This is a genomic window from Oceanospirillum maris DSM 6286 (assembly GCF_000422865.1).
Taxonomy (GTDB): Bacteria; Pseudomonadota; Gammaproteobacteria; order Pseudomonadales; family Halomonadaceae; genus Oceanospirillum; species Oceanospirillum maris.
Genome location: NZ_AUGW01000016.1, coordinates 40829 through 61234, shown reverse-complemented (window position 1 = coordinate 61234; position 20406 = coordinate 40829). Strand labels below are relative to the sequence as shown.

General features: G+C 44.9%; 20 protein-coding genes. 16 read left to right on the top strand and 4 right to left on the bottom strand.

Translation table 11 applies throughout. The annotated features are described in order from the left end of the window. Window positions 1-36 precede the first annotated feature (36 nt). Both G517_RS18280 and G517_RS0107865 read left to right on the top strand, forming a co-directional pair. Window positions 37-762 (top strand): HipA family kinase, encoded by a 726-nt coding sequence (locus G517_RS18280; protein ID WP_051206214.1) that lies wholly within the window; start codon window positions 37-39, stop codon window positions 760-762. Next, window positions 759-1574 (top strand): DUF3037 domain-containing protein, encoded by an 816-nt coding sequence (locus G517_RS0107865; protein ID WP_028303955.1) that lies wholly within the window; start codon window positions 759-761, stop codon window positions 1572-1574. Before G517_RS18280 ends, G517_RS0107865 begins: the two co-directional genes overlap by 4 nt. Before the next feature lie 96 nt (window positions 1575-1670). Here G517_RS0107865 and G517_RS0107860 read toward each other — a convergent pair whose 3' ends face one another. Beyond that, the gene (locus G517_RS0107860) at window positions 1671-3617 is read right to left on the bottom strand and encodes a methyl-accepting chemotaxis protein (RefSeq protein WP_028303954.1); all 1947 of its coding nucleotides are present in this window, start codon (window positions 3615-3617) and stop codon (window positions 1671-1673) included. A 375-nt stretch (window positions 3618-3992) separates the two neighbouring features. Between G517_RS0107860 and G517_RS0107855 the strand changes: the two genes are divergently transcribed. From G517_RS0107855 to G517_RS0107840, 4 genes are all read left to right on the top strand, one after another. After that, on the top strand, window positions 3993-4250 hold the full coding sequence (locus G517_RS0107855; RefSeq protein WP_028303953.1) for a BufA1 family periplasmic bufferin-type metallophore: 258 nt from the start codon (window positions 3993-3995) through the stop codon (window positions 4248-4250). A gap of 162 nt (window positions 4251-4412) precedes the next feature. Beyond that, window positions 4413-5315, top strand: coding sequence for an MNIO family bufferin maturase (gene bufB / locus G517_RS18275; protein ID WP_051206213.1), 903 nt, complete (start codon window positions 4413-4415; stop codon window positions 5313-5315). Then, the gene (locus tag G517_RS20050; RefSeq protein WP_051206212.1) at window positions 5308-6192 is read left to right on the top strand and encodes an HvfC/BufC N-terminal domain-containing protein; all 885 of its coding nucleotides are present in this window, start codon (window positions 5308-5310) and stop codon (window positions 6190-6192) included. The genes bufB and G517_RS20050 overlap by 8 nt, the downstream gene beginning before the upstream one ends. Beyond that, on the top strand, window positions 6189-6647 hold the full coding sequence (locus G517_RS0107840) for a DoxX family protein (protein ID WP_028303952.1): 459 nt from the start codon (window positions 6189-6191) through the stop codon (window positions 6645-6647). The genes G517_RS20050 and G517_RS0107840 overlap by 4 nt, the downstream gene beginning before the upstream one ends. A 33-nt stretch (window positions 6648-6680) precedes the next feature. Here the strand turns inward: G517_RS0107840 and G517_RS18265 are convergent, their stop codons facing one another. Next, window positions 6681-7664: a potassium channel family protein gene (locus G517_RS18265; protein ID WP_051206211.1), complete on the bottom strand. Its 984-nt coding sequence runs from the start codon at window positions 7662-7664 to the stop codon at window positions 6681-6683. Between the two features lie 177 nt (window positions 7665-7841). On the opposite strand from G517_RS18265, the gene G517_RS0107830 reads away from it, so the two are divergent. Continuing rightward, window positions 7842-8354: a GNAT family N-acetyltransferase gene (locus G517_RS0107830; protein WP_028303951.1), complete on the top strand. Its 513-nt coding sequence runs from the start codon at window positions 7842-7844 to the stop codon at window positions 8352-8354. Window positions 8355-8441: 87 nt separating this feature from the next. Beyond that, window positions 8442-9452 carry an alpha/beta hydrolase gene (locus G517_RS18260; RefSeq protein WP_051206210.1) on the top strand — a complete coding sequence of 337 codons (1011 nt, stop codon included), beginning with the start codon at window positions 8442-8444 and terminating at the stop codon, window positions 9450-9452. Between the two features lie 25 nt (window positions 9453-9477). Here G517_RS18260 and G517_RS0107820 read toward each other — a convergent pair whose 3' ends face one another. Together G517_RS0107820 and G517_RS0107815 are read right to left on the bottom strand one after the other, a co-directional pair. After that, window positions 9478-10758, bottom strand: coding sequence for an HlyC/CorC family transporter (locus G517_RS0107820; RefSeq protein WP_028303950.1), 1281 nt, complete (start codon window positions 10756-10758; stop codon window positions 9478-9480). Window positions 10759-10913: 155 nt separating this feature from the next. Then, window positions 10914-11708: a cytochrome C assembly family protein gene (locus G517_RS0107815; RefSeq protein WP_028303949.1), complete on the bottom strand. Its 795-nt coding sequence runs from the start codon at window positions 11706-11708 to the stop codon at window positions 10914-10916. Window positions 11709-11950: 242 nt separating this feature from the next. On the opposite strand from G517_RS0107815, the gene ffh reads away from it, so the two are divergent. The 8 genes from ffh to thrC all read left to right on the top strand — a co-directional run bounded on the left by ffh (window position 11951) and on the right by thrC (window position 20147). Then, complete coding sequence (gene ffh / locus G517_RS0107810; RefSeq protein WP_028303948.1) at window positions 11951-13333, top strand: signal recognition particle protein; 1383 nt, start codon at window positions 11951-11953, stop codon at window positions 13331-13333. Window positions 13334-13714: 381 nt separating this feature from the next. Then, window positions 13715-13957: a 30S ribosomal protein S16 gene (rpsP, locus tag G517_RS0107805; RefSeq protein ID WP_028303947.1), complete on the top strand. Its 243-nt coding sequence runs from the start codon at window positions 13715-13717 to the stop codon at window positions 13955-13957. A 169-nt stretch (window positions 13958-14126) separates the two neighbouring features. After that, window positions 14127-14657: a ribosome maturation factor RimM gene (gene rimM / locus G517_RS0107800; RefSeq protein ID WP_028303946.1), complete on the top strand. Its 531-nt coding sequence runs from the start codon at window positions 14127-14129 to the stop codon at window positions 14655-14657. 46 nt (window positions 14658-14703) lie between these two features. Beyond that, window positions 14704-15450: a tRNA (guanosine(37)-N1)-methyltransferase TrmD gene (gene trmD, locus G517_RS0107795; RefSeq protein WP_028303945.1), complete on the top strand. Its 747-nt coding sequence runs from the start codon at window positions 14704-14706 to the stop codon at window positions 15448-15450. Between the two features lie 37 nt (window positions 15451-15487). Beyond that, on the top strand, window positions 15488-15844 hold the full coding sequence (rplS, locus tag G517_RS0107790; protein WP_028303944.1) for a 50S ribosomal protein L19: 357 nt from the start codon (window positions 15488-15490) through the stop codon (window positions 15842-15844). 328 nt (window positions 15845-16172) lie between these two features. Beyond that, window positions 16173-16943 (top strand): DsbC family protein, encoded by a 771-nt coding sequence (locus G517_RS0107785; protein ID WP_051206209.1) that lies wholly within the window; start codon window positions 16173-16175, stop codon window positions 16941-16943. Between the two features lie 390 nt (window positions 16944-17333). Beyond that, window positions 17334-18641: a homoserine dehydrogenase gene (locus G517_RS0107780; protein ID WP_028303942.1), complete on the top strand. Its 1308-nt coding sequence runs from the start codon at window positions 17334-17336 to the stop codon at window positions 18639-18641. Window positions 18642-18755: 114 nt separating this feature from the next. After that, entirely contained in the window at window positions 18756-20147 is a 1392-nt protein-coding gene (gene thrC, locus G517_RS0107775) for a threonine synthase (protein ID WP_028303941.1), read from the top strand. Window positions 20148-20406 lie beyond the last annotated feature (259 nt).

The window sequence follows — 20406 nt, the reverse complement described above, 5'->3', positions numbered from 1 at the left end:
TTAGGACTTCTGATGAGATAGGAGAAGTACCGCAGGATGCATATTGTTGAAATAGTTCGACGATGCTCATTTGAACAAGGATTTCTAGAGCCTTTTCTTTGTCTTGCCGAGGATGGAAACTACTATTTTGCAAAGGGGTCTAACTCTACTACAAAAGGACTTGTAACAGAGTGGTGTTCCGCTAAATTGGCAAGATCTTTCGGACTGCCAACACCTGAACCCCAAATCTTATATCTGGATCCAGCGCTAAAAGAAATTACAGATCCAGCCTGGCAAAGCGACTTAGAGTTTGAGTACTTATTTGGTTCTAGGTCGGTTCAACCGTGTGAAACGTTGACACTGTCGGACTTAAATTTGATTCCTGAGTTGTTGCAAAGAGATATTTTCGTTTTTGATTACTGGATCAATAACTCGGATAGAAATATTGGAGAAATTGCTGGGAATGTTAATTTGTTGCTTGAGTCTACGTCACAGCAGCTTCAGGTGATTGATTTTAATTTAGCCTTTTCGGAGGATTTCTCTATAGAAGAAATGGAGTCCCACGTCTTCAGGCATGCTATAACCAGGAATCCGATAGATTTAGCATGTAAGGCTCACTATTTGAGTAAAATGGATTTACTCAGAGAGGAAATAGATACGATCGCGTCACTAATACCATTGGAGTGGTTCGAGTCATCTGATTTGGCCTCCACTACACTTGAACATATTAGGAAAACTTTAGACCTCGCAGAAACGGACGAATTTTGGGGTGAGATCACATGAAAAAATTTGCATGCCAATACAAAATTGTACGTTTTGCTCCTTTTCTTGAAACAGAGGAGTTTGCCAACATTGGCGTCTTGGTTTTTTGTCCAGCTAAGTCACAATTTGAGTTTCAGTTGGCGCCATCCCGCTTCGGTCGAGTGACACAGTTTTTCCATAATATGGATAAGAGAGTTTATAAAACTATTATCAAGACTCTTGAAGCTGAATTTGAGCGAGCAAAAAAGCTCGTTGAAAAAAATAACTCTGAGTTAGGTAAGGCTATTTTTACTGAATTAAGTAGGCCAAAAGGAGGGGTGGTTCTTTTTTCAGATACTCGTGTTCTTTTGACAGAGAATATTGCGCAAGAAACTGAGCGGCTCTTCGATCATTTCATTGGCCGAAGCTTTAATACGCGAGATTATCGCGAAAAGTACCTTGAAAAGAATTTGCGGCAGACACTCAAACGTATCAATTTGGATAGAGTCTACAAGAAAGCAACCTTAAATACTGGCTTAATGGAGATTACTTTGCCGTTTGTACGTGCGGATGACATTTTTGAGAAAAGAGCGATCAAGCCACTAGCTTTCGATCAAAGCACTATTGGTAATGCCGTAAAGCATGCCGATTTGTGGCTCAGTCAAGCCGAACATATTATTGAGGCTGATGTGAGTGCTGAAGATCTTCTGTTCACACTGGATCTTGAGTCTGTGGATGATAAAAGCCTAGAACAGTACCTTAAGAAGTTTAAAGGTAAATTGAGTATGCTAGGAGTCCAGGCGATTAATGCTGAGGATGAGAGCGCTATAATTGAGTTTGCCCGCAAACATTAGGCTTTTGATCTAAGAAATCTTGATTAAGGCAGCCTCGGCTGCCTTTTTGCGTTTTGAGTATTAATCGCAGGTGTTCTGCGATCAATTTATTCCCGTTTAGAGCTTGAAGTGATCAACGGTTTTAACTAACTCTTTAGAGATCTGAGATAGCTCTCTGCTGGCGTCGGCCGTTTGCAGAGCTCCTTCGACAGTTTGATCGGAAAGTTGAGTGACCGCGGTAATATTGAAACTGATCTCCTCTGCTACGGAGGACTGTTGGCTGACGGCAGTAACAACCTGAGCGTTCATTTCGCTGATTTGTCGGATGCTCTCAACAATTGTATCTAAAGCTATCCCTGTTTTTTCAGATTGTTCCACCGTATTCAATACTTTGTCTCGGCTGGCGAGCATGGTTTCAACGGCATGGTTAATATCCGATTGTAGCTGATTAATCATATCCTGAATCGTCTGGGCAGAGTCTTGGCTACGTTGAGCCAGGTTTCTGACTTCATCGGCAACGACCGCGAACCCTCGACCGGATTCACCGGCTCTAGCTGCTTCGATTGCGGCATTCAAAGCCAGTAAATTGGTTTGCTCGGATATTGTTTGAATCACCTCTGTGACGGAGCCAATATTTGTGCTGCTTGCTTCGAGGGACTGTATGGTTTCGACAGATTTCTCAACGTTTTCGGCAAGATCATTAATCGCCGCTAAAGTCTGTTGTACGGTTTCTTTCCCTTGGATTGCGTAGTCCATGCCTGTCGTTGCAGCCTGAGCTGACGATTCTGAATGACCAACAACATCATGGATGCTAGCCGCCATCTCGGTGACAGCTGCGGCAATTTGTTCTATACGGCTTTGCTGTTCATTAACAACGGCATGGGTTTGCTGTGCTACGGCGGATGCTGACTGGGCGGTGTCCTGTAGCTGGCTACCGGTGCGAGTAATTGATGCAATAATTGTTCTAAGCTGCTCAGCCATATGGCCTACAGACTGAAGAATTCCGGTGCTATTTTCCTGATGCTTAATATTTAGATTGCCAGAGGCGATCTGGCGAGTAATAGCAGCGATATCTCGCGGTTCACCACCGATAGGCTGTTTGATCACCCTTAACATGACAACTGTAAATACAATGCCTGCGATAACAACAATCGCTGAGACAAATAAAATCAGGTCTGTTAGATTTTCAATATCTTGCTGTAGTTTTGGGCCGACCTGTTCTTGGTCTTTTAAAATATCCTGCTTAATTTGGTTGGTTTTTACTGTGATTTCTACGGACAGAGGAATAATTGTTTCTTGGGTTATTTTGGATACTTGGCTGGCAGAGCGATAAACCTTTTCAAGGGAAACTAAAAAAGCTTGATGATTCGCTTCAAAATGGGTTAATAACTCACTGTCTTCACCGTCCAACGCATTCTTTAGTAACGTCAGTGCGTTAGGCATAATGTCATCAAGCTCTTTTACCGCTCGGTCATAATGTTCTTTTTTACGTGAAATCAGATAACGGTTAGCGTAGAGACGTCCCAGTAGTAGGTGTTCCTGCACGCTGGCGGCATAAAAAATGGTATCACCAACACCGTTCAGGTAAGCATTTTCAATCAAGGTTGTCATCGTTTTACGGATCTCAAAACCTGCTGGGTATAGCTGCTGCTCTGTGATGCGATCAATAAGACCAATCTGGACTTTAACCTGATCAAAAGCTTGTTGAAATTGTGCGATTTGGACTTCTATATCCTCAATCAGCGCTAATCTCTTAGGATCTTTAAACTGAGATTTTGCCGTTAGAATCAGTTCGGCAACTTCTTTTTCCTGCTTTTGGTAGTGCTCCAGGGTGCCTTGTTCCTGATGTATCAGGTAACTCTGCACATCAGCGCCCTGCATTAGCATGCTGCTTTGCAGGTGGCTTGCTATATTGGTGTCCGCCACAAACCCTCGGTATTGCTGAACCCCATGGGAGCTTTCACTTAAGCCTTTATAGGAGAATAGAGTTAAGACGACGCTGAACAGAATCAGCACGCCAAAGCCAATAGCAAGCTGCTGAGCTAACCGAAGCTGAGTGAACATAAGGCATCCTTTAAGCATTAAATTAAGATCGTATTGTGATACTGAGGCATCTGAAAGTATTTATTTAATTCAAGTGTATACCATACGTAAATAAACCTTTGACAGATGTAGTAAATCACACAAAAGTAATAAGTGTCTCATATACATCTAAATAATGTGCGTTCTTGTCAATATCTCGTTATCTCTGTCAATTATGAGCCATACTGAGAGAGTCCACCATGAGTCGTTTCTGGCATGTTCAATGTGATGGTGTGGCAATTATTTAAAAAAATAATTTTTTTTGCATCCATCTAAATCAATAGCGCGTAAATGTTATTGAGTACGCTAAAACGCACTTAAAACCCAAGATAAAAAAAACATTCTGAGGTAACAACGATGACTAAATCTAAATTGGCAATGGCTTCTATCATGTCCGGTATTATTGCGCTAAGCGCTGTCACTGCGACCCCAGCTCTGGCTGCAGGTAAAGAGAAATGCTATGGCGTTGCAAAAGCGGGTAATAACGACTGCGCAACGAAAAACAGTTCTTGCGCTGGTACATCTAAAACTGATTTCCAAGGTGATGCCTTTATCGCAGTGCCTAAGGGCATGTGCTCTAAACTTGCGGGTGGTAGTCTGACGTCTAAAGGTTAAGCCTTATGGTTTAGCTGGGTTTATATCAGGAGCCTTCTGTGGTTAGCGGTTCACTGCGCTAACGGGTTCCTGAGCCTCTTTTATTGTTCTCCAGAAATTCGTTATTCACTTTCTAAGAAACATTTTTATTCACTTTGAAAAATAAGAGATGGAGTGCTCACCATGGATACTGTGAAGGGGTTTTCTGTGCCTGCGGCGAGTATTGGCATGGGGCTGCGGGCACCACACTATAATGACCTGCTGTCAGAGCTGCCGAATGTTTCCTGGTTGGAAGTTTACAGTGAAAACTATCTGGATGAGCAGAGTGTCCAGCGTCATATTTTACGCCAGGTCGCACAACACTACCCATTAAGCCTCCACGGTGTCGGACTATCTCTTGGCTCTGGGGATGCCTTAGATTCTAAACATCTTGCAGCGTTAAAGGCCTTAGTAGATGAGTTTCAACCGGCATTGCTGTCAGAGCATCTGAGTTGGAGCGCGGTATCGGGTCGATACTTTAACGACCTTTTACCAATTCCTTATACCCATGAGAGTCTTGAGCAATTTTGCCGGCAGGTTGAGATGGCTCAACAGGCACTTGGGCGTCAGATCCTGATTGAGAACCCTACGGCCTATCTGAATTTTAAGGCGTCTGTTTTTACGGAATGGGATTTTTTAAACCAGGTTGTTGAGCAAACAGGCTGTGGTCTTCTTCTTGATCTGAATAATATCTATGTTAACGCCGTAAACCACGGTTTCGACAGTCTCGATTATTTGAACAATATTGACCTTGATGCAGTGGGTGAATTGCATCTGGCTGGCTTTTCAGTCAATGACTATGAGCAGGGCCGTATTCTGATTGATACCCATGGGAACCGTGTCAGCGACGAGGTATGGCAACTGTTTGCACAGGTTAGGCATAAGCTGGGCTGCCAGGCTCCCGCTTTGGTGGAATGGGATACGGATATACCTGAAATGTCTGTTTTACTGGATGAAGTTGGTAAAGCTGAGCGCGTTCAACAGTTGGGTATAGAGGCATTGGCGGTATCAGGCTTGGCTTGTGAGTATGGAGTTAACCATGACTGACTTTGCTTCCGCAGCAGCTGATGTACCGCCTGCTCCTGAGCTCTATCGTTTACAGCAGCAGTTTGCTCAGGCGCTGATATCACCTGCATCGTCCGTGGATCACCCTAAGCTCTATCAAGGTATTCAGGAGACGCATTTTGATGCGGACCAACTGTTGCAAATCTACCGGAATAACTTTGTTCTAAGTCTGACAGAGGCTTTGGAAGTGACTTTCCCTGTGCTTCAGGTGATGGTTGGTGACGAATTTTTTGCCCAGCTAGCCAAAGCATTTATCCGTACCGTGCCGATGTCAAACGCTGCGGTGGCTGAGTTTGGCGGGGCTCTGCCGGACTTTATGCTTGATCTGGAGCAGCTGAAGGAGATGCCTTATCTCGCTGACTTAGCGCGCTTCGAGTGGGCTTATTCTGTGCGTATTAATCGTATTCCCACGACAGAGCCTTTTCCTTATCAGGGTTTATCTGAGGTCGGCGAAGATGATTATGAGCGGATTCACTTTATGGTTAACCCCGATATCACGCTTTTTCAATCCCCGTGGGCGATTATCGAGCTGTTTCGCCGCTTAAAAAACTGGCTTGAACGACAGGCGGATGCCGGGAAAGGTGATGTGCTTATCTCTGACGACGATGATCCCTTAGCAGGGTTTCAGTTGGATCAGCCCCAGAAGGGCTATATTGCAACCTCAGGTTTGGCAGAAGTGCTCTATCAAGAGCTAGACGACGGCGTATTTTGTCTGCTGGAGCATTGCCAGGCGGACAAACTATTTAGCCAGTTTGAGTACGATGCGGCTGACCTCTTGCTACAGGATGTCATTCGTACGGGGCTAATCACTGGATTTGGCGTTCTGAAAAACGCACAGAATAAAGGAATCGAAGAATGACATCACTTGCCTTATGGTATGACCGCTTTTTTAGCGGATTCGAAAAGCTTGCCAGTCCATTGTTGTTATTGTTCGTTAGGCTATGGGCGGCCAAAGCTTTTTTGCAATCCGGGTTAGTTAAAATCCAAAGTTGGGACAGTACCCTGTATCTGTTCGAAGAAGAGTATCAGGTTCCTCTGCTACCTTGGGAGCTGGCGGCTTACCTTGGAACGGCAGCGGAGCTGATTCTGCCCCCGCTTTTAATTCTAGGGCTGATGAGCCGAGGAGTGGCCTCTGCACTCTTTGTCTTTAATATTATGGCTGTGGTTTCCTACCCCGCTCTGTGGGATCAAGGGTTCTACGATCACCAGTTATGGGGCTTGATGTTCCTGATAACGGCTGTTTTTGGCCCTGGGGGTTTATCGGCAGATCACCTATTGAAGAAGACACTTTTTCAGGCGAATAAAAATATCTAGCCTAAAGGATATTCTTAGCAGAATGGTGCGTTATTAAGGCTCTTTAGGTAACGTACTGTTTGCGTTCACTGGGGCATCAAAGATACTAAGCCCGCAATGAGGGCAGTGTACTTGATGGCCTAGTTCTAACTTTTTATTGTGAATTATTTGGTTTAGATCCTCTTCCGAAATACCGTATTTCCGACTTAGACCCTTTAGCATCCCTTGTTCATATTCGGTCAGATTGCCATCTTCTAATGCGTTAACAACCTCCGCAACCATGGCGGACTTTCGATTTTGTAGCTCTTCTGAAAAGCGCGCGGCTAACATACCCGCAGGCAGAGCAACCGTACCAACCCCCAGTAGCATAATCATAATCGCGAGCATCTTCCCGCCTGCCGTTACGGGTGTAATATCACCATAACCAACGGTTGTTAAGGTAACAACGGCCCACCAGATCGCATCTAATACACTTTTAAACGCTTCGGGTTGCGCGCGATGCTCTAGCGTAAACATCACGCAGGCGGCGATAACAACCAGTACCAGCACGGCAAAAACAGCGGAAGCTAAGGATGCCAGCTCAGACGATACCACTTTAAGGAAAATATCCATGCTGCGAATATAGTGGGATAACTTTAGTAGTCGTAACAGTCTTAGAAGCCGCAGATAACGAAGGTCAATGCTGATAAATAGTGAAAGATAAAACGGCACAATAACGATCAGATCAACTAAGGCGATAGGTGAAAAAATATAGCGTAACTTACCTTTGAAGCCCGGCCCAAACTTAGGGTTATCGGCACTGACCCAGACTCGAATAAGGTATTCTAGGGTGAAAATAGCAACAGAGAATAGCTCGATATAATGAAATAATCCTTGATAATCACGGTTAATGTCGGGAATAGTCTCGACAATTACGACGGAGACATTAATCACGATTAAAAAGATAATAAACCCGTTAATCAGTCGGCCAATGGGTGAAAGAGCCATTTCGCCATCCAGTAAATGATAAAAGCGTTGGCGTAATAGCGATTGACTCATAGGGCTGTGATCCTGATGGCGGGTAATATGTGGTTTAAGTAGGGCTTAAAGCGATCAAGGGTAAAAAGATTATACCGGCAAGTAAACGGCTTATTGATTGAGTACTTAAATAACCGTTTAAATAGATGCTTTGAATAAACGTTTAATCCACGGGCGATGATGACGCGGGGACATATTATGCCAATAGAAAAAGAGATACCGGCGTTAACAACAGAGCGTCTAATATTGCGAAGCTATACTGACGCTGATTTAGATGATTATCTTGCTATGGTTTCGAACCCAAATGTCGTGCGATATGTGGGGCAAGGTACACCATTAAACCGTGAGCAAGCATGGCAAAGTATGGCCTATTTAATGGGGCATTGGTGGCTGAAGGGTTTTGGGCTTTGGGCCGTAGAAGAACGGGCAACAGGCCGAATGATTGGGCGTGTCGGTCTGTATCAACCAGAAGGATGGCCTGGATTAGAGTTAGGCTGGATGATTACGGAGGCCTACTGGCTTAAGGGTTTTGCTTATGAAGCGGCTCAGGCCGCTCTGGCTTATAAGCAAGAGCATTACCCTGATAAGCCACTGATTAGTCTGATTCATAGCGAGAATACAGCCTCAATTAAACTGGCTCAAAAACTAGGCGCTACATTTGCCTTCAGCCGAGATGTTGGTGATATTCAAGTGCTAGAGTTTACTTATTGAGATAGGGCTGATTAGGGCGGATCAAAGACCATTAGATTTTCTGCTCTCAAATTTCAGAATGAATAACTCAGAACAAGGATATCGTTTATGTCTCAACAACTTCCTCCCGTTACCTCGGCGTCATTAGACGTTTTTGATGCAACACATTTGCAGCCATTGCATCCCAATCTTGAGCGCTGGCGCGTACAGTTTAATCAACTGTTGGCAAGCTTGCCGCCGGAGAAAATCGCAGCAACACCGATAAGTGCCCGTCAGGCTTTAGCGGGTATTACGGCACGATTTGTTACCCAAGGGCCGGCACTATTTCGGGTTGCAGATGGCGAGTTAACCTCTGATAACAATAAGGTTTTACCTTTAAGACTTTATCAACCTGTTGAACAGCCAAAAACGTTAATGTTGTTTGTACATGGTGGTGGCCATATGGCCGGTAGTATTGAGGTTTATGATCCTATCTGCAGGCGTTTAGCAAAAGCGTCAGGCTGTGCCGTACTGGCTATGGATTACCCCTTAGCACCCGAAAACCCTTGGCCTGCAGGCATTGAGTCCGTTGCTGAATTAATGCAGAGATTGCCAGAGGTTATTCAGTCTTTTGATCTGTCTATAACGCTAACGATCAGTATAGTTGCAGACTCTGGTGGTGCGGCTATGGCGGCGACACTCTGTCTGCAGCAGCCTAAAAATATAGCCGGTTATCCAGAGTCTTTGGTGTTGATCTATCCCAGTTTAGATTACCGAATGCAGTCAGATTCTATTCAGCAGTTCTCCGAGGGGTATTTTCTTACGGAAGAACGAATGCGCTGGTATTTTGATCAGTATCTTCAGGGAAAAGCAGAGCCATTATCCATCTCGCCACAGGAGATGCCGGTACCGAAAAGTTTTCCTAGAACGCTGATAATGAGTGCCGGTTATGATCCGTTAAGAGATGAAGCGGGATTTTTCTTTGAAAAATTAAAGCATGCAGATATTTCTGTAACGGGGATTTGCTATCCACAGATGCTACATGCCTTCTTTAATTTGGAGTCCTTGGTGCCAGAAGTTTGTGATGATGCCTATAACGCCATCAGCCGCTTTGTAGCGGCTGATCTGACTAATAGGTAGAGGGTGATTAGAAATAACAGGGGGGTTAGCGTTGCTTTGCTTTTTTCCCTGTTTTTACTTCCCAGCAACGTACTTTTTGCACCAGATTACCGCTAATTTCTATAGTTTCAAGACGATAAGGGCCAATTTTGAGGCAGACTTGAGCTTCTGGAATTGATTCTAGGCGCTCAATAATTAAGCCGTTTAGCGTTTTAGGGCCGTCAATAGGTAGTGCCCAGTCTAGGGTTTTGTTGATATCTCGAATACTGGCGGTGCCATCAACCTCAAAGTTGCCTTTGGTATCTGGTTTGATGTCTTCATTATGGCCGCTCATTGGAGAGGTAAAGTCACCAACAATTTCTTCTAAAATATCTTCTAGAGTGACAATCCCCATGACATCACCGTACTCATCCACGACGATACCAATTCTACGCTTTAAGCGTTGAAAGTTGAGTAGTTGGGTCTGTAGAGGGGTGGTTTCAGGGATAAAATAAGGTTCACGAGCTTCTGCCAGTAGATCTTCTTTAGCCGGTACAGGCAGAGCCATAAAACGTGAGGCATTGCGCATATGTAAGATGCCTAGCACATTATTGATATCACCTTTGTATAGAACTAAGCGAGTGTGACGGCAGTTCTTCACCTGATCCAAAATAGACTCAATGGGATCGTCTAAGTCGATACCTTGAATATCATGGCGAGGAATCATAATGTCGTCTACTGTCATTGACTCTAAATCTAAAATGCTCAGGAGCATGGTTTTATGGCGACGAGGAATCATCGCCCCTGCCTCTAAAACTACTGTGCGTAATTCTTCAGGGGTTAATTGGTCATTGCTGTTGTCATTTTGGTTAATCCCCATCACCTTGATAAGCCCGTTGGTTATGGCGTTTACCATAAAAACCAAGGGGTACATCAGTTTTAGTAGAGGGTTTAAAATTAAAGATGCGGGATAGGCGACGCGCTCTGGGTGAAGTGCAGCCAGTGTTTTAGGGGTCACTTCGGCAAAAATAAGAATGACAAATGTCAATAACGCCGTGGCTATGGCGATACCTGCATCACCGTACATTCTTACCGCAATAACGGTCGCAATTGCTGATGCCAGAATGTTAACGAAGTTATTACCGATCAAGATGACACCGATCAGCCGGTCAGGGCGCTCAAGCAGGCGGCTAACACGTAGAGCAGACTTATCACGGTTCTTGGCGCGATGACTTAAGCGATAACGGTTAAGAGACATCATGCCTGTTTCAGAACTGGAGAAAAAACCGGAGCAGATAATCAGAAAAGCCAATAGTCCGAATAATATGCTAAGGGGGGTGTCGTTCAAGAGAGCGGGTTTCCTTTCAGGTTTATAGAATGGCGATTAACTCACATTTATAACACAGAGTTGGTATCAATTTAATGACACTTGCCGCGTTAGTTGATCGCCGGTGTCTTGCGTTAACAATATGAAGTGCAAAGCCTGTGATGCGCAAGTCTTCATTAGTTTAACAGAAATTCGAGGGCTATTTTGCTGCCGAAATAACCTAACGCTAATAGGCTTGCTCCACCTAATGTCCAGCGAACAGCGGTCATTCCACGCCATCCCAGCCAGCGATGCCCTGCTAAAAGTACAGCAAATACTAGCCAAGCCATAATACTGAGCGTTGTTTTGTGTACCAAATGTTGGGCAAATAAATCTTCAATAAAGATAAATCCACTTCCAATCGCCACAGTCAAAACAATTAAACCACTGCAAATGAGTTCAAACAGTAAGCGTTCCATCGTTTGTAGCGGTGGAAGCACCTGAATGATGCCACGGGTTTGTTTATGCTTAAGCTGGTAATTTTGAATCGACACCAGAAGGGCTTGGCAGGCTGCAATAACAAGCAGGCTGTAAGCCACAAGGGATGTCAGTATATGTAGAGTTAACCCTGAGGCTAGGCCATTGGTTGGCGCTGAAACTGGTCCCCATATAGCATAGGTTAAGGCCGCCATTGACATGGGAAATACACCAATAGCTAAGTTCAAAACAGGTTTCTTAAGACTGCTAAGCAAGAGCATTAGACTAATCGTAAATGTTGCTAAAATCCCCATTTCCGTCAAGCCTAGGTGTAAACCATCAGGCTGAAACATTGCTAACCAAACACTCAGGCCGTGATTGAGTATGGCTGCGCCGCCTAATAAGCGTATCAACGTTGGACGACTAGGGGCTTTACTTTGAAGTGCAAGCAGTTGATAGGTGGCCGCAGCACCGTAGAACACAATGGCGATCAGAGCTAGTGCAATAGCATCCATAATCTGTCAATTATCCCGTATAAATGCAGCTGAGCTGAAAAAATGAAGAGCTTTTGCGGCTCAAAAGAGAGGAGTCAATAGTAACTGATTGCGAGGTAAGCTGCACTATTACGAGTTGTACAATCATGGTTAAAGCCTATTTGCCCATAGATGCCAAGTGCCCGCACTGGTTATAATGCTCACAATGATCAAAATTATAATATTGAATCTATATCTGCTGTTGAAGCAGCGAGGATGTTTGGATGTTTGAGAATTTAACCGATCGCCTTTCGAAAAGTCTACGTTCCATCACCGGTCAGGCGCGACTGACTGAAGATAATATTAAAGATACTCTGCGTGAAGTCCGCAAGGCCTTGCTTGAGGCTGATGTAGCGCTTCCGGTGGTTAAAGCCTTTATTGAGAAGGTTAAAGAACGTGCGGTTGGTCAAGAGGTTAGCAAAAGCTTAAGTCCTGGTCAGCAATTTGTAAAAATTGTCCAACAGGAACTTGAGCAGATTATGGGTGAGGCGAATGAATCGCTAAATCTAAATGTCAGTGCTCCTGCGGTTATTTTAATGGCGGGTTTGCAGGGTGCGGGTAAAACAACCTCTGTTGCGAAATTAGCCCGCTTCTTAAAGGAGCGTGAGAAGAAAAAAGTTCTGGTTGTTTCTGCGGATGTTTATCGCCCTGCGGCGATTAAACAGCTGGAAACCCTAGCGGGTGAGGTTGAAGCCGAATTTTTCCCAAGCTCGACTGATCAGAAGCCTTTAGATATTGCTCTTGCCGCGATTGCTCATGCTAAGATCCAGTTCTTTGATGTTGTGATTGTAGATACTGCGGGTCGTTTGCATGTCGATGACGACATGATGGACGAGATCAAAGGGCTGCACGCTGGGGTTAATCCGGTTGAAACCCTATTCGTCGTTGATGCGATGACCGGCCAAGATGCTGCTAATACCGCAAAGGCTTTTGGTGATGCGCTACCATTGACCGGTGTTATTCTAACCAAGGCTGACGGTGATGCCCGTGGCGGCGCCGCGTTGTCGGTACGTCATATTACCGGTAAACCGATCAAGTTTATGGGTATGGGGGAAAAGGTTGATGCCTTAGAACCTTTCCATCCTGATCGTGTCGCTTCCCGTATTTTGGGCATGGGCGATATTCTGTCTCTGATCGAAGAAGCAGAGCAAAAAATAGATAAAGAGAAAGCCGAGCGATTAGCGAAAAAAGTTAAGAAAGGCAAAGGATTTGACCTTGAAGATTTTCGTGATCAGATTCAGCAGATGAAAAATATGGGCGGCATGGCCGGTCTTATTGATAAGTTGCCAGGCATGGGGCAGATGGCTGAAGTTGCCAAAAGTGGTGCAGCGGAAAAAGAGATGGGCAAGCTGGAAGCCTTGATTAATTCCATGACTCCGATGGAGCGCACCAAGCCAGATTTAATCTCAGGTTCTCGTAAACGACGCATTTGTGCAGGCTCAGGCTTGCAGATCCAGGATCTGAATCGTCTGTTAAAACAACATAAACAGATGCAGAAAATGATGAAAAAGATGGGAAATAAAGGCGGCATGTCTAAAATGATGCGCGGTCTAGGTGGTATGATGCCATCAGGAATGGGCGGCGGCGGTATGCCTCCACGTTTCTAAGAATCGATTTAGCGGGTTACGGCTGACCCGCTTGTAAAAAAGATCTTTGTTAGGATCTTTTTTATTGCTTTGAAAACAAGGTGCTAGGCGTTAGTCTAGCGCACTGTTTACAGCTTTAGTCGAAAAAATGTCATTTCTGAAAAAGAAATAACATCATGAGGCTTGCGTTTCGTTTGCGTAAGCCTACAATAGCGCGCACATTTTCAGACTGCCATATCTGCTCAATCGTGATGAAAAATTACGGTTGTTGCGGAATATTGTGCTTTTGTGGTTCCAAAAGACGGTGTTTTCACTTAGAATATGCCGCCTTTCGGGCCGAAAGGCCGTTAATGAAAGTCTGTAGCGAAATTTTGAGAACTCCGAACATAGGATAAAAAGGCAATGGTAACCATTCGTCTTGCTCGTGGTGGCTCTAAGAAGCGCCCGTTCTATCATTTGACAGTAACTAACTCTCGTAGCGCCCGTAATGGTCGTTTTATCGAGCGTGTTGGTTTCTTCAATCCACTGGCCAAAGGTCAGGAAGAGCGTCTACGCATCGATCTTGAACGCGTAGAACACTGGACAGCTCAGGGTGCAACTCTGTCTGATCGTGTTGCTCAGTTGCTGAAAGACGCAGCTAAGTAATAACTGCTGCCTGAAAAGGCCGCAGTAGCGAATTCCAGTGATGACCACTGATGTGGTTGTTACTTAGCTCTTTTGTGGTTTTAATTTATATTTTAACTGACAAAGAGTTGATTCAGTTTTTGTGATAAGCAAGGGCTGAATTAATATTAAGAGAGAGTAAGTCAGGCTTATGTCAGAACCAGAAGATTTTGTAGTCCTCGGTAGAATTACAAGTCCTTTTGGCATTCAGGGCTGGGTTAAGGTTTATTCTTTTACCGACCCGATAGACAGTATTCTCCAGTATAAGAAATTATCTTTGTGGAAAGATGACAAGCCATTAGGCGAGTTTGAAGTCAGCAAAGGTAAAAAGCACAGTAAAGGGCTTGTCGTTCTTTTCAAAGTGGTTGCGGATCGTAATCAGGCTGAAGCGCTGTGTGGTAGTGAAATTCGCTTAGCGAAGGATGTACTACCCGAACTGGAGGCAGGTGATTACTATTGGCACCAATTAGAGGGGCTAACCGTTTTCACTCCTGAAAATGTCAATCTGGGCACGGTGAGCTACCTGCTTGAAACGGGTGCTAATGATGTACTCGTGGTTAAAGCAACACCGGATAGTATTGATGACGCTGAGCGTTTGATTCCTTATTTGGTGGATCAGGTAGTGAAAAAGGTCAATCTCAGCGACGGCACAGTGCTTGTTGACTGGGATCCTGACTTCTAAACTGAATTTCAGCGATGGGATCAGTTTCTATTAAAGAGATTAAACTGTGTGGTTAGGCGTTGTATCCCTGTTTCCAGGGATGTTTGATGCAGTTACTGAGTATGGTGTAACTGGGCGAGCAGTTAAAAAACAACTGTTATCGCTAGAATTCTGGAATCCTCGTGATTTCACAACAGATAAACACCGCACAGTCGATGATCGCCCCTATGGTGGCGGTCCTGGTATGCTGATGAAAGTTCAGCCTTTACGCGATGCTATTTTAGCCGCTAAAGAAAAAGCCGGGCCGGATGCTAAGGTGATCTATATGTCTCCCCAAGGACGTCCTCTTGATCAAGAAGGGGTACGTGAGCTGTCTCAACGCGACCGCATTGTACTTGTTGCGGGTCGCTACGAAGGCATCGACGAGCGCGTGGTGGAGACATTAATAGATGAAGAGTGGTCAATTGGTGATTATGTTTTAAGCGGTGGTGAACTTGCCGCTTTGACCCTCATCGATACAGTATCACGGTTGGTTCCCGGTGTTCTCGGGCATGAAGACTCTGCTGAAGAGGATTCATTTTCCGATGGATTACTAGACTGTCCACACTATACAAGACCTGAACGAGTTGACGATCTTGATGTGCCGGACGTTCTTTTAAGCGGGAATCACGCAGCCATTCGTCGGTGGCGCCTTCAGCAATCTCTGGGTCGAACTTGGTTAAGGCGACCAGACTTGCTGGAAAAGGTCGACCTGGACGATGAGCGCCAGGCATTGTTGGAAGAATTCATCCGCAATCATGACGGTTCGCGCTAATGCGCAAGTCGAGCGGCTTAAATCTAGGAGCGAGCTAATGAGCAGCAAAAATACAGTAATTCAGGCGCTTGAAGCCGAACAAATGAGCAAAGAAATCCCTGTGTTTGCACCAGGTGATACTGTTGTTGTTCAAGTAAAAGTTAAAGAAGGCACCCGTGAGCGTCTACAGGCGTTTGAAGGTGTTGTACTAGGTAAGCGTAACCGTGGTTTGAACTCTGCGTTCACAGTACGTAAGATTTCTCACGGTGTTGGTGTTGAACGTACTTTCCAGACTTACAGCCCAATTGTTGACAGCTTGTCTGTTAAACGTCGTGGTGATGTTCGTCAGGCGAAACTGTACTACCTACGTGAACTGAGCGGTAAAGCTGCACGTATTAAAGAAAAGCTGTCTTAATTTATTAAAATTAAGTCAACTTACTGAAAAAACGGGTAACCTCTCACAGGGTCACCCGTTTTTTTATGCCTGCTTAATCCCTCTTTTTATGACTACTTGTCCACAGGCTTTCCTTTCTTTTCCTTCCGATAACATCTCCATGTCATAATAAACGTCCTGTATAAATTTTTAGGATAAGTCATAGCGGGAACCATTTATGGGGCTTTCAGTCTTAGACTTGTACTCAACACGCTATCAGCCTATTGTTTGCCGTTTAGTTTCTATTCTTTAATAAACCATCCTAGTTGAAATAGTGGGATGGTCGTGTCTATTGATCAGGATCTCTGTGATGAAAACAACTCCATTGTTACTGCAGCTGCAAGACGTTTGTACTCAGACAAAACGCTTGCTGATTGCTTCAGTTTGCCTTTTATTTGCTGCTCATGCTCAGGCCGCCACGCCTGAAGAGATGATCCTAAAAAAATTAGAAGGGGCCGGGCCTAACATTCCTGTTAATGAGGTGCGGCCTTCCCGTGTTGAATCTATTTATGAAGTGGAGCTAAGCACGGGCGAGATTCTTTATAGCACCGCTGATGGCGGCTATATTTTCACAGGTGATATGTACCAAGTCGCCCCGCAAGGTTTTAAAAATATTACAGAAGAACGTCGTATGGCGGCTAGAGCAAAAGAAGTGGCTGCACTGGATGAAAACCAGATGGTTGTTTTTCCTGCTACCGGTGAAAAGAAAGGTCAGATCACGGTATTTACGGATATTGACTGCGCCTATTGCCGTAAGCTGCACCAGGAGGTGAAGGAACTTAATGACATGGGAATTAGTGTGCGTTATTTAGGCTTCCCTCGCGCGGGTGTAGGCTCCGGTTCTTATTATTCGATGGTCTCCGTGTGGTGCTCCGAAAATCAGCAAGATGCAATGAGTCGAGCTAAGCGTGGTGAATCAATTGATGAGAAACAGTGTGAAAACCCCATTGCGGATCAGTATCGTTTAGGGCAACAGCTGGGTGTACAAGGCACACCGGCTATTTTCTTAGACGATGGCCGTTTATTACCCGGTTATATGCCTGCTAAACGTTTGGCCACAGCCCTAGGCTTAACGCTTTAACGGATCTGGCTTTTACCTATTCTGGTTCAATCGGTTAACTGAATTTAAACGTCCTTAAGAAATATCTTCAGGGCGTTTTTTGTTATTTAGCTCTTTTTCAAAGCATGGCTTGCCTTTCAGATGCTATTTATTAGGTTTGAAATGACCCCTTCGAAGAAATAACGCTGACATTTGCTTTTCAGAGGCCACCCTTGGTTTTTCTCCGACAGAAAAAACGCTAAGATGGGGCGTTCAACGGTAATGCAGCGAAGACCGCTAAAAGCAAGGTATCGTTAAAAGATAGCCGCTGCGCTCTCTGTGATGACTCACATCGAGATAAAACCGAAATAGAATATGCTGAAACAGGCATACCAGTCGTTTATGCAAGATAACAGGCAAGAGGGTCTCGTATTGAAACCGGTAAAAGTGGGTATATGTGGTTTAGGTACTGTTGGTAGCGGTACGGTTAATGTTTTGATCCGTAATGCTGAAGAGATTGCCCGTCGTACTGGTCGCCCTATTATTGTTGAGCAGATCGGTGCCCGTCGCGACAACCCCGCATGTGATACAACAGATATTGCTGTAACCCGTGATATTTTTGATGTGGTAAACAACCCTGAAATTGATGTGGTTGTTGAATTGATCGGTGGTTATGATGTCGCCCGTGAATTGGTGATGACCGCCATTGAGAATGGCAAGCATGTTGTTACGGCGAATAAAGCCCTAATTGCAGTGCACGGTAATGAGATTTTTGAAGCCGCTAAAGCCAAAGGTGTTGTGGTTGCCTTTGAAGCAGCAGTAGCCGGTGGTATTCCGGTTATTAAAGGTATTCGTGAAGGTTTGGCCGCGAATAACATCAGCTGGCTGGCGGGTATCATTAATGGTACTGGCAACTATATTATGACGCAGATGCGTGATTATGGCCGAGAGTTTGATGATGTACTGCAAGAGGCTCAGGACTTGGGTTATGCCGAAGCTGATCCAACCTTTGATGTTGAAGGTATTGATGCGGCCCACAAGCTGACGATTCTTGGATCTGTCGCCTTTGGTATTCCGTTGCAGTTTGATAAAGCTTATACCGAAGGTATTAGCAAAATCACGCCATTGGATATCGAACAGGCCGATGAGCTGGGTTATATCATCAAGCATTTGGGGATTGCTCGTCGCACGAAAGAAGGTGTTGAGCTGCGTGTACACCCTACACTCATTCCAAAAGACCGACTGATTGCTAATGTTCACGGTGTACTGAATGCCGTTATGGTGCATGGCGATGCCGTTGGCCCTACGATGTATTACGGCCCTGGCGCCGGTGCTGAACCAACAGCATCTTCTGTTGTTGCGGATATTATTGATGTGGCTCGTACGATGGGTGCTGACTATGCCAGTCGTGTGCCACCGCTGGCCTTTACTCAAGATTCGCTGGATAACGAAGCACCTATCCTTTCAATGGAAGATGTTGTCACTGCGTATTATGTTCGCCTGCAAGCGGTTGATCGCCCTGGGGTTTTGGCCCGTGTTGCAACGATCCTTAGCGATAAAGGCATCAGTATTGAGGCTATTATTCAGAAAGAAGCTAAAGATAGTGAAATGGTGCCGATTATTCTGATGACTCACAAATGCCAAGAACTACAGATGAACGATGCGATTCGCGAAATTGAATCTTTAGTCGATATCTGCGGTGAAGTTGTGCGTATCCGTGTAGAAGACTTGAATAGCTAAAAAACACATCAGATTGACAAAAATGTTCGCCCCGTACTCGACTAGGATGCGGGGCTTAATAACCGGCCTGTACCTTGAGAGGTCGTTATGAACCCTGAATACGAGAATCACACCGTGCGTTATATCAGTACTCGTGGCCAAGCGCCCGCCCTTAACTTTGAAGATGTTGTTCTGACCGGTCTGGCTAGCGATGGCGGCCTGTATGTGCCAGAAACCATTCCTCAGTTTTCAGCCGAAGAAATCGCCTCTTGGGCAGGATTGTCTTATACCGAGATTGCGTACAACGTCATGCACGCCTTTATTGGTGACGAGATTCCGGCTGATACACTGAAAAGCATGATTGACGATACCTATGGTACGTTCAAACATGATGCCGTAACCCCGCTTAAGCAACTGGATAGCAATCACTATTTACTAGAGCTGTTCCACGGCCCAACGCTGGCCTTTAAAGACGTGGCGTTGCAGATGTTGGGTCGCTTGCTGGATCACTTTCTGGGTAAGCGTAATGAGCATGCCGTTATTATGGGGGCAACGTCCGGTGATACCGGTTCTGCGGCCATTGAAGGCTGTAAGCCTTGCGAGCATGTGGATATCTTTATTCTGCATCCGTATAACCGTGTATCGGAAGTACAACGTCGTCAGATGACAACGGTATTGGCAGATAACGTATTTAATATCGCCGTTGAAGGTAATTTTGATGATTGCCAGGCGATTGTTAAAGAGAGCTTTAATAATCAAGGCTTCCTTGGCGGCAGCACTCGTTTAGTGGCTGTTAACTCGATCAACTGGGCGCGCATTATGGCGCAGATCGTCTACTACTTTGTTTCTGCTGTTGCAGTTGGCGCACCGCACCGTAAGGTATCTTTCAGTGTACCGTCGGCTAATTTTGGTGATGTATTTGCTGGATATATGGCTTATAAAATGGGCTTGCCAGTGAATCAGTTTATTGTTGCCACTAATGCCAATGATATTCTGCATCGTGTGATCAGTAAAAATGACTTCAGCAAACAACCGTTGATGCATACGCTATCACCGAGTATGGATATTGTGGTATCTAGTAATTTTGAACGCCTGCTATTTGATCTATACGACAATGATGGCGCGGCGGTTGAAGACCTATTAAATCGTTTTAACAATGAGCCTGTACAGCTCGAACAAGCGCGCTGGGATAAAGCCCGTGAGCTATTCGATAGCCTAAGCGTTGATGATGAAGCTACCATCGATGTTATTAAAGAAGCTTTTGAGCGCACCGGTGAGCTGCTTGATCCGCACACGGCAACGGGCTACCGTGCCGCAGAAACTTGTAACCGTGATAAGTCTGTACCTATGATCACATTGGCTACCGCTCATCCGGCCAAATTTGAAGATGCTATTGTTAAAGCGGGCTTTGAAGGTGCTCCTTTACCGCCTCATATGGCCGATCTGATGGAGCGTGAAGAGCGCTTTACCGTTCTACCGGCTGATGGCACAGCCATTCAGCAGTTTGTTATCGACAATAAGCGTTAGTCGATAGACGCTAGGTTAAGTTGGCGGTAGCTTGATAGGCAAAAGGAAAAGATAAAATAAAGGGGAGCCAAGGCTCCCTTTTATCTATTCTACTGGCTCAACCCAATCGTGTTTATTTTATCTCGCCTATACTTTGTAAGTCTATTTATCTCACGCCTATTTGTCTTGTTTCTAAAGTATCTGCCGTATTGGCTCTATAAATAGAAGAAGCGTTTTCTATTGGCTAGAGATTTTCTATTGAATACCCGTCTTTAAGGTA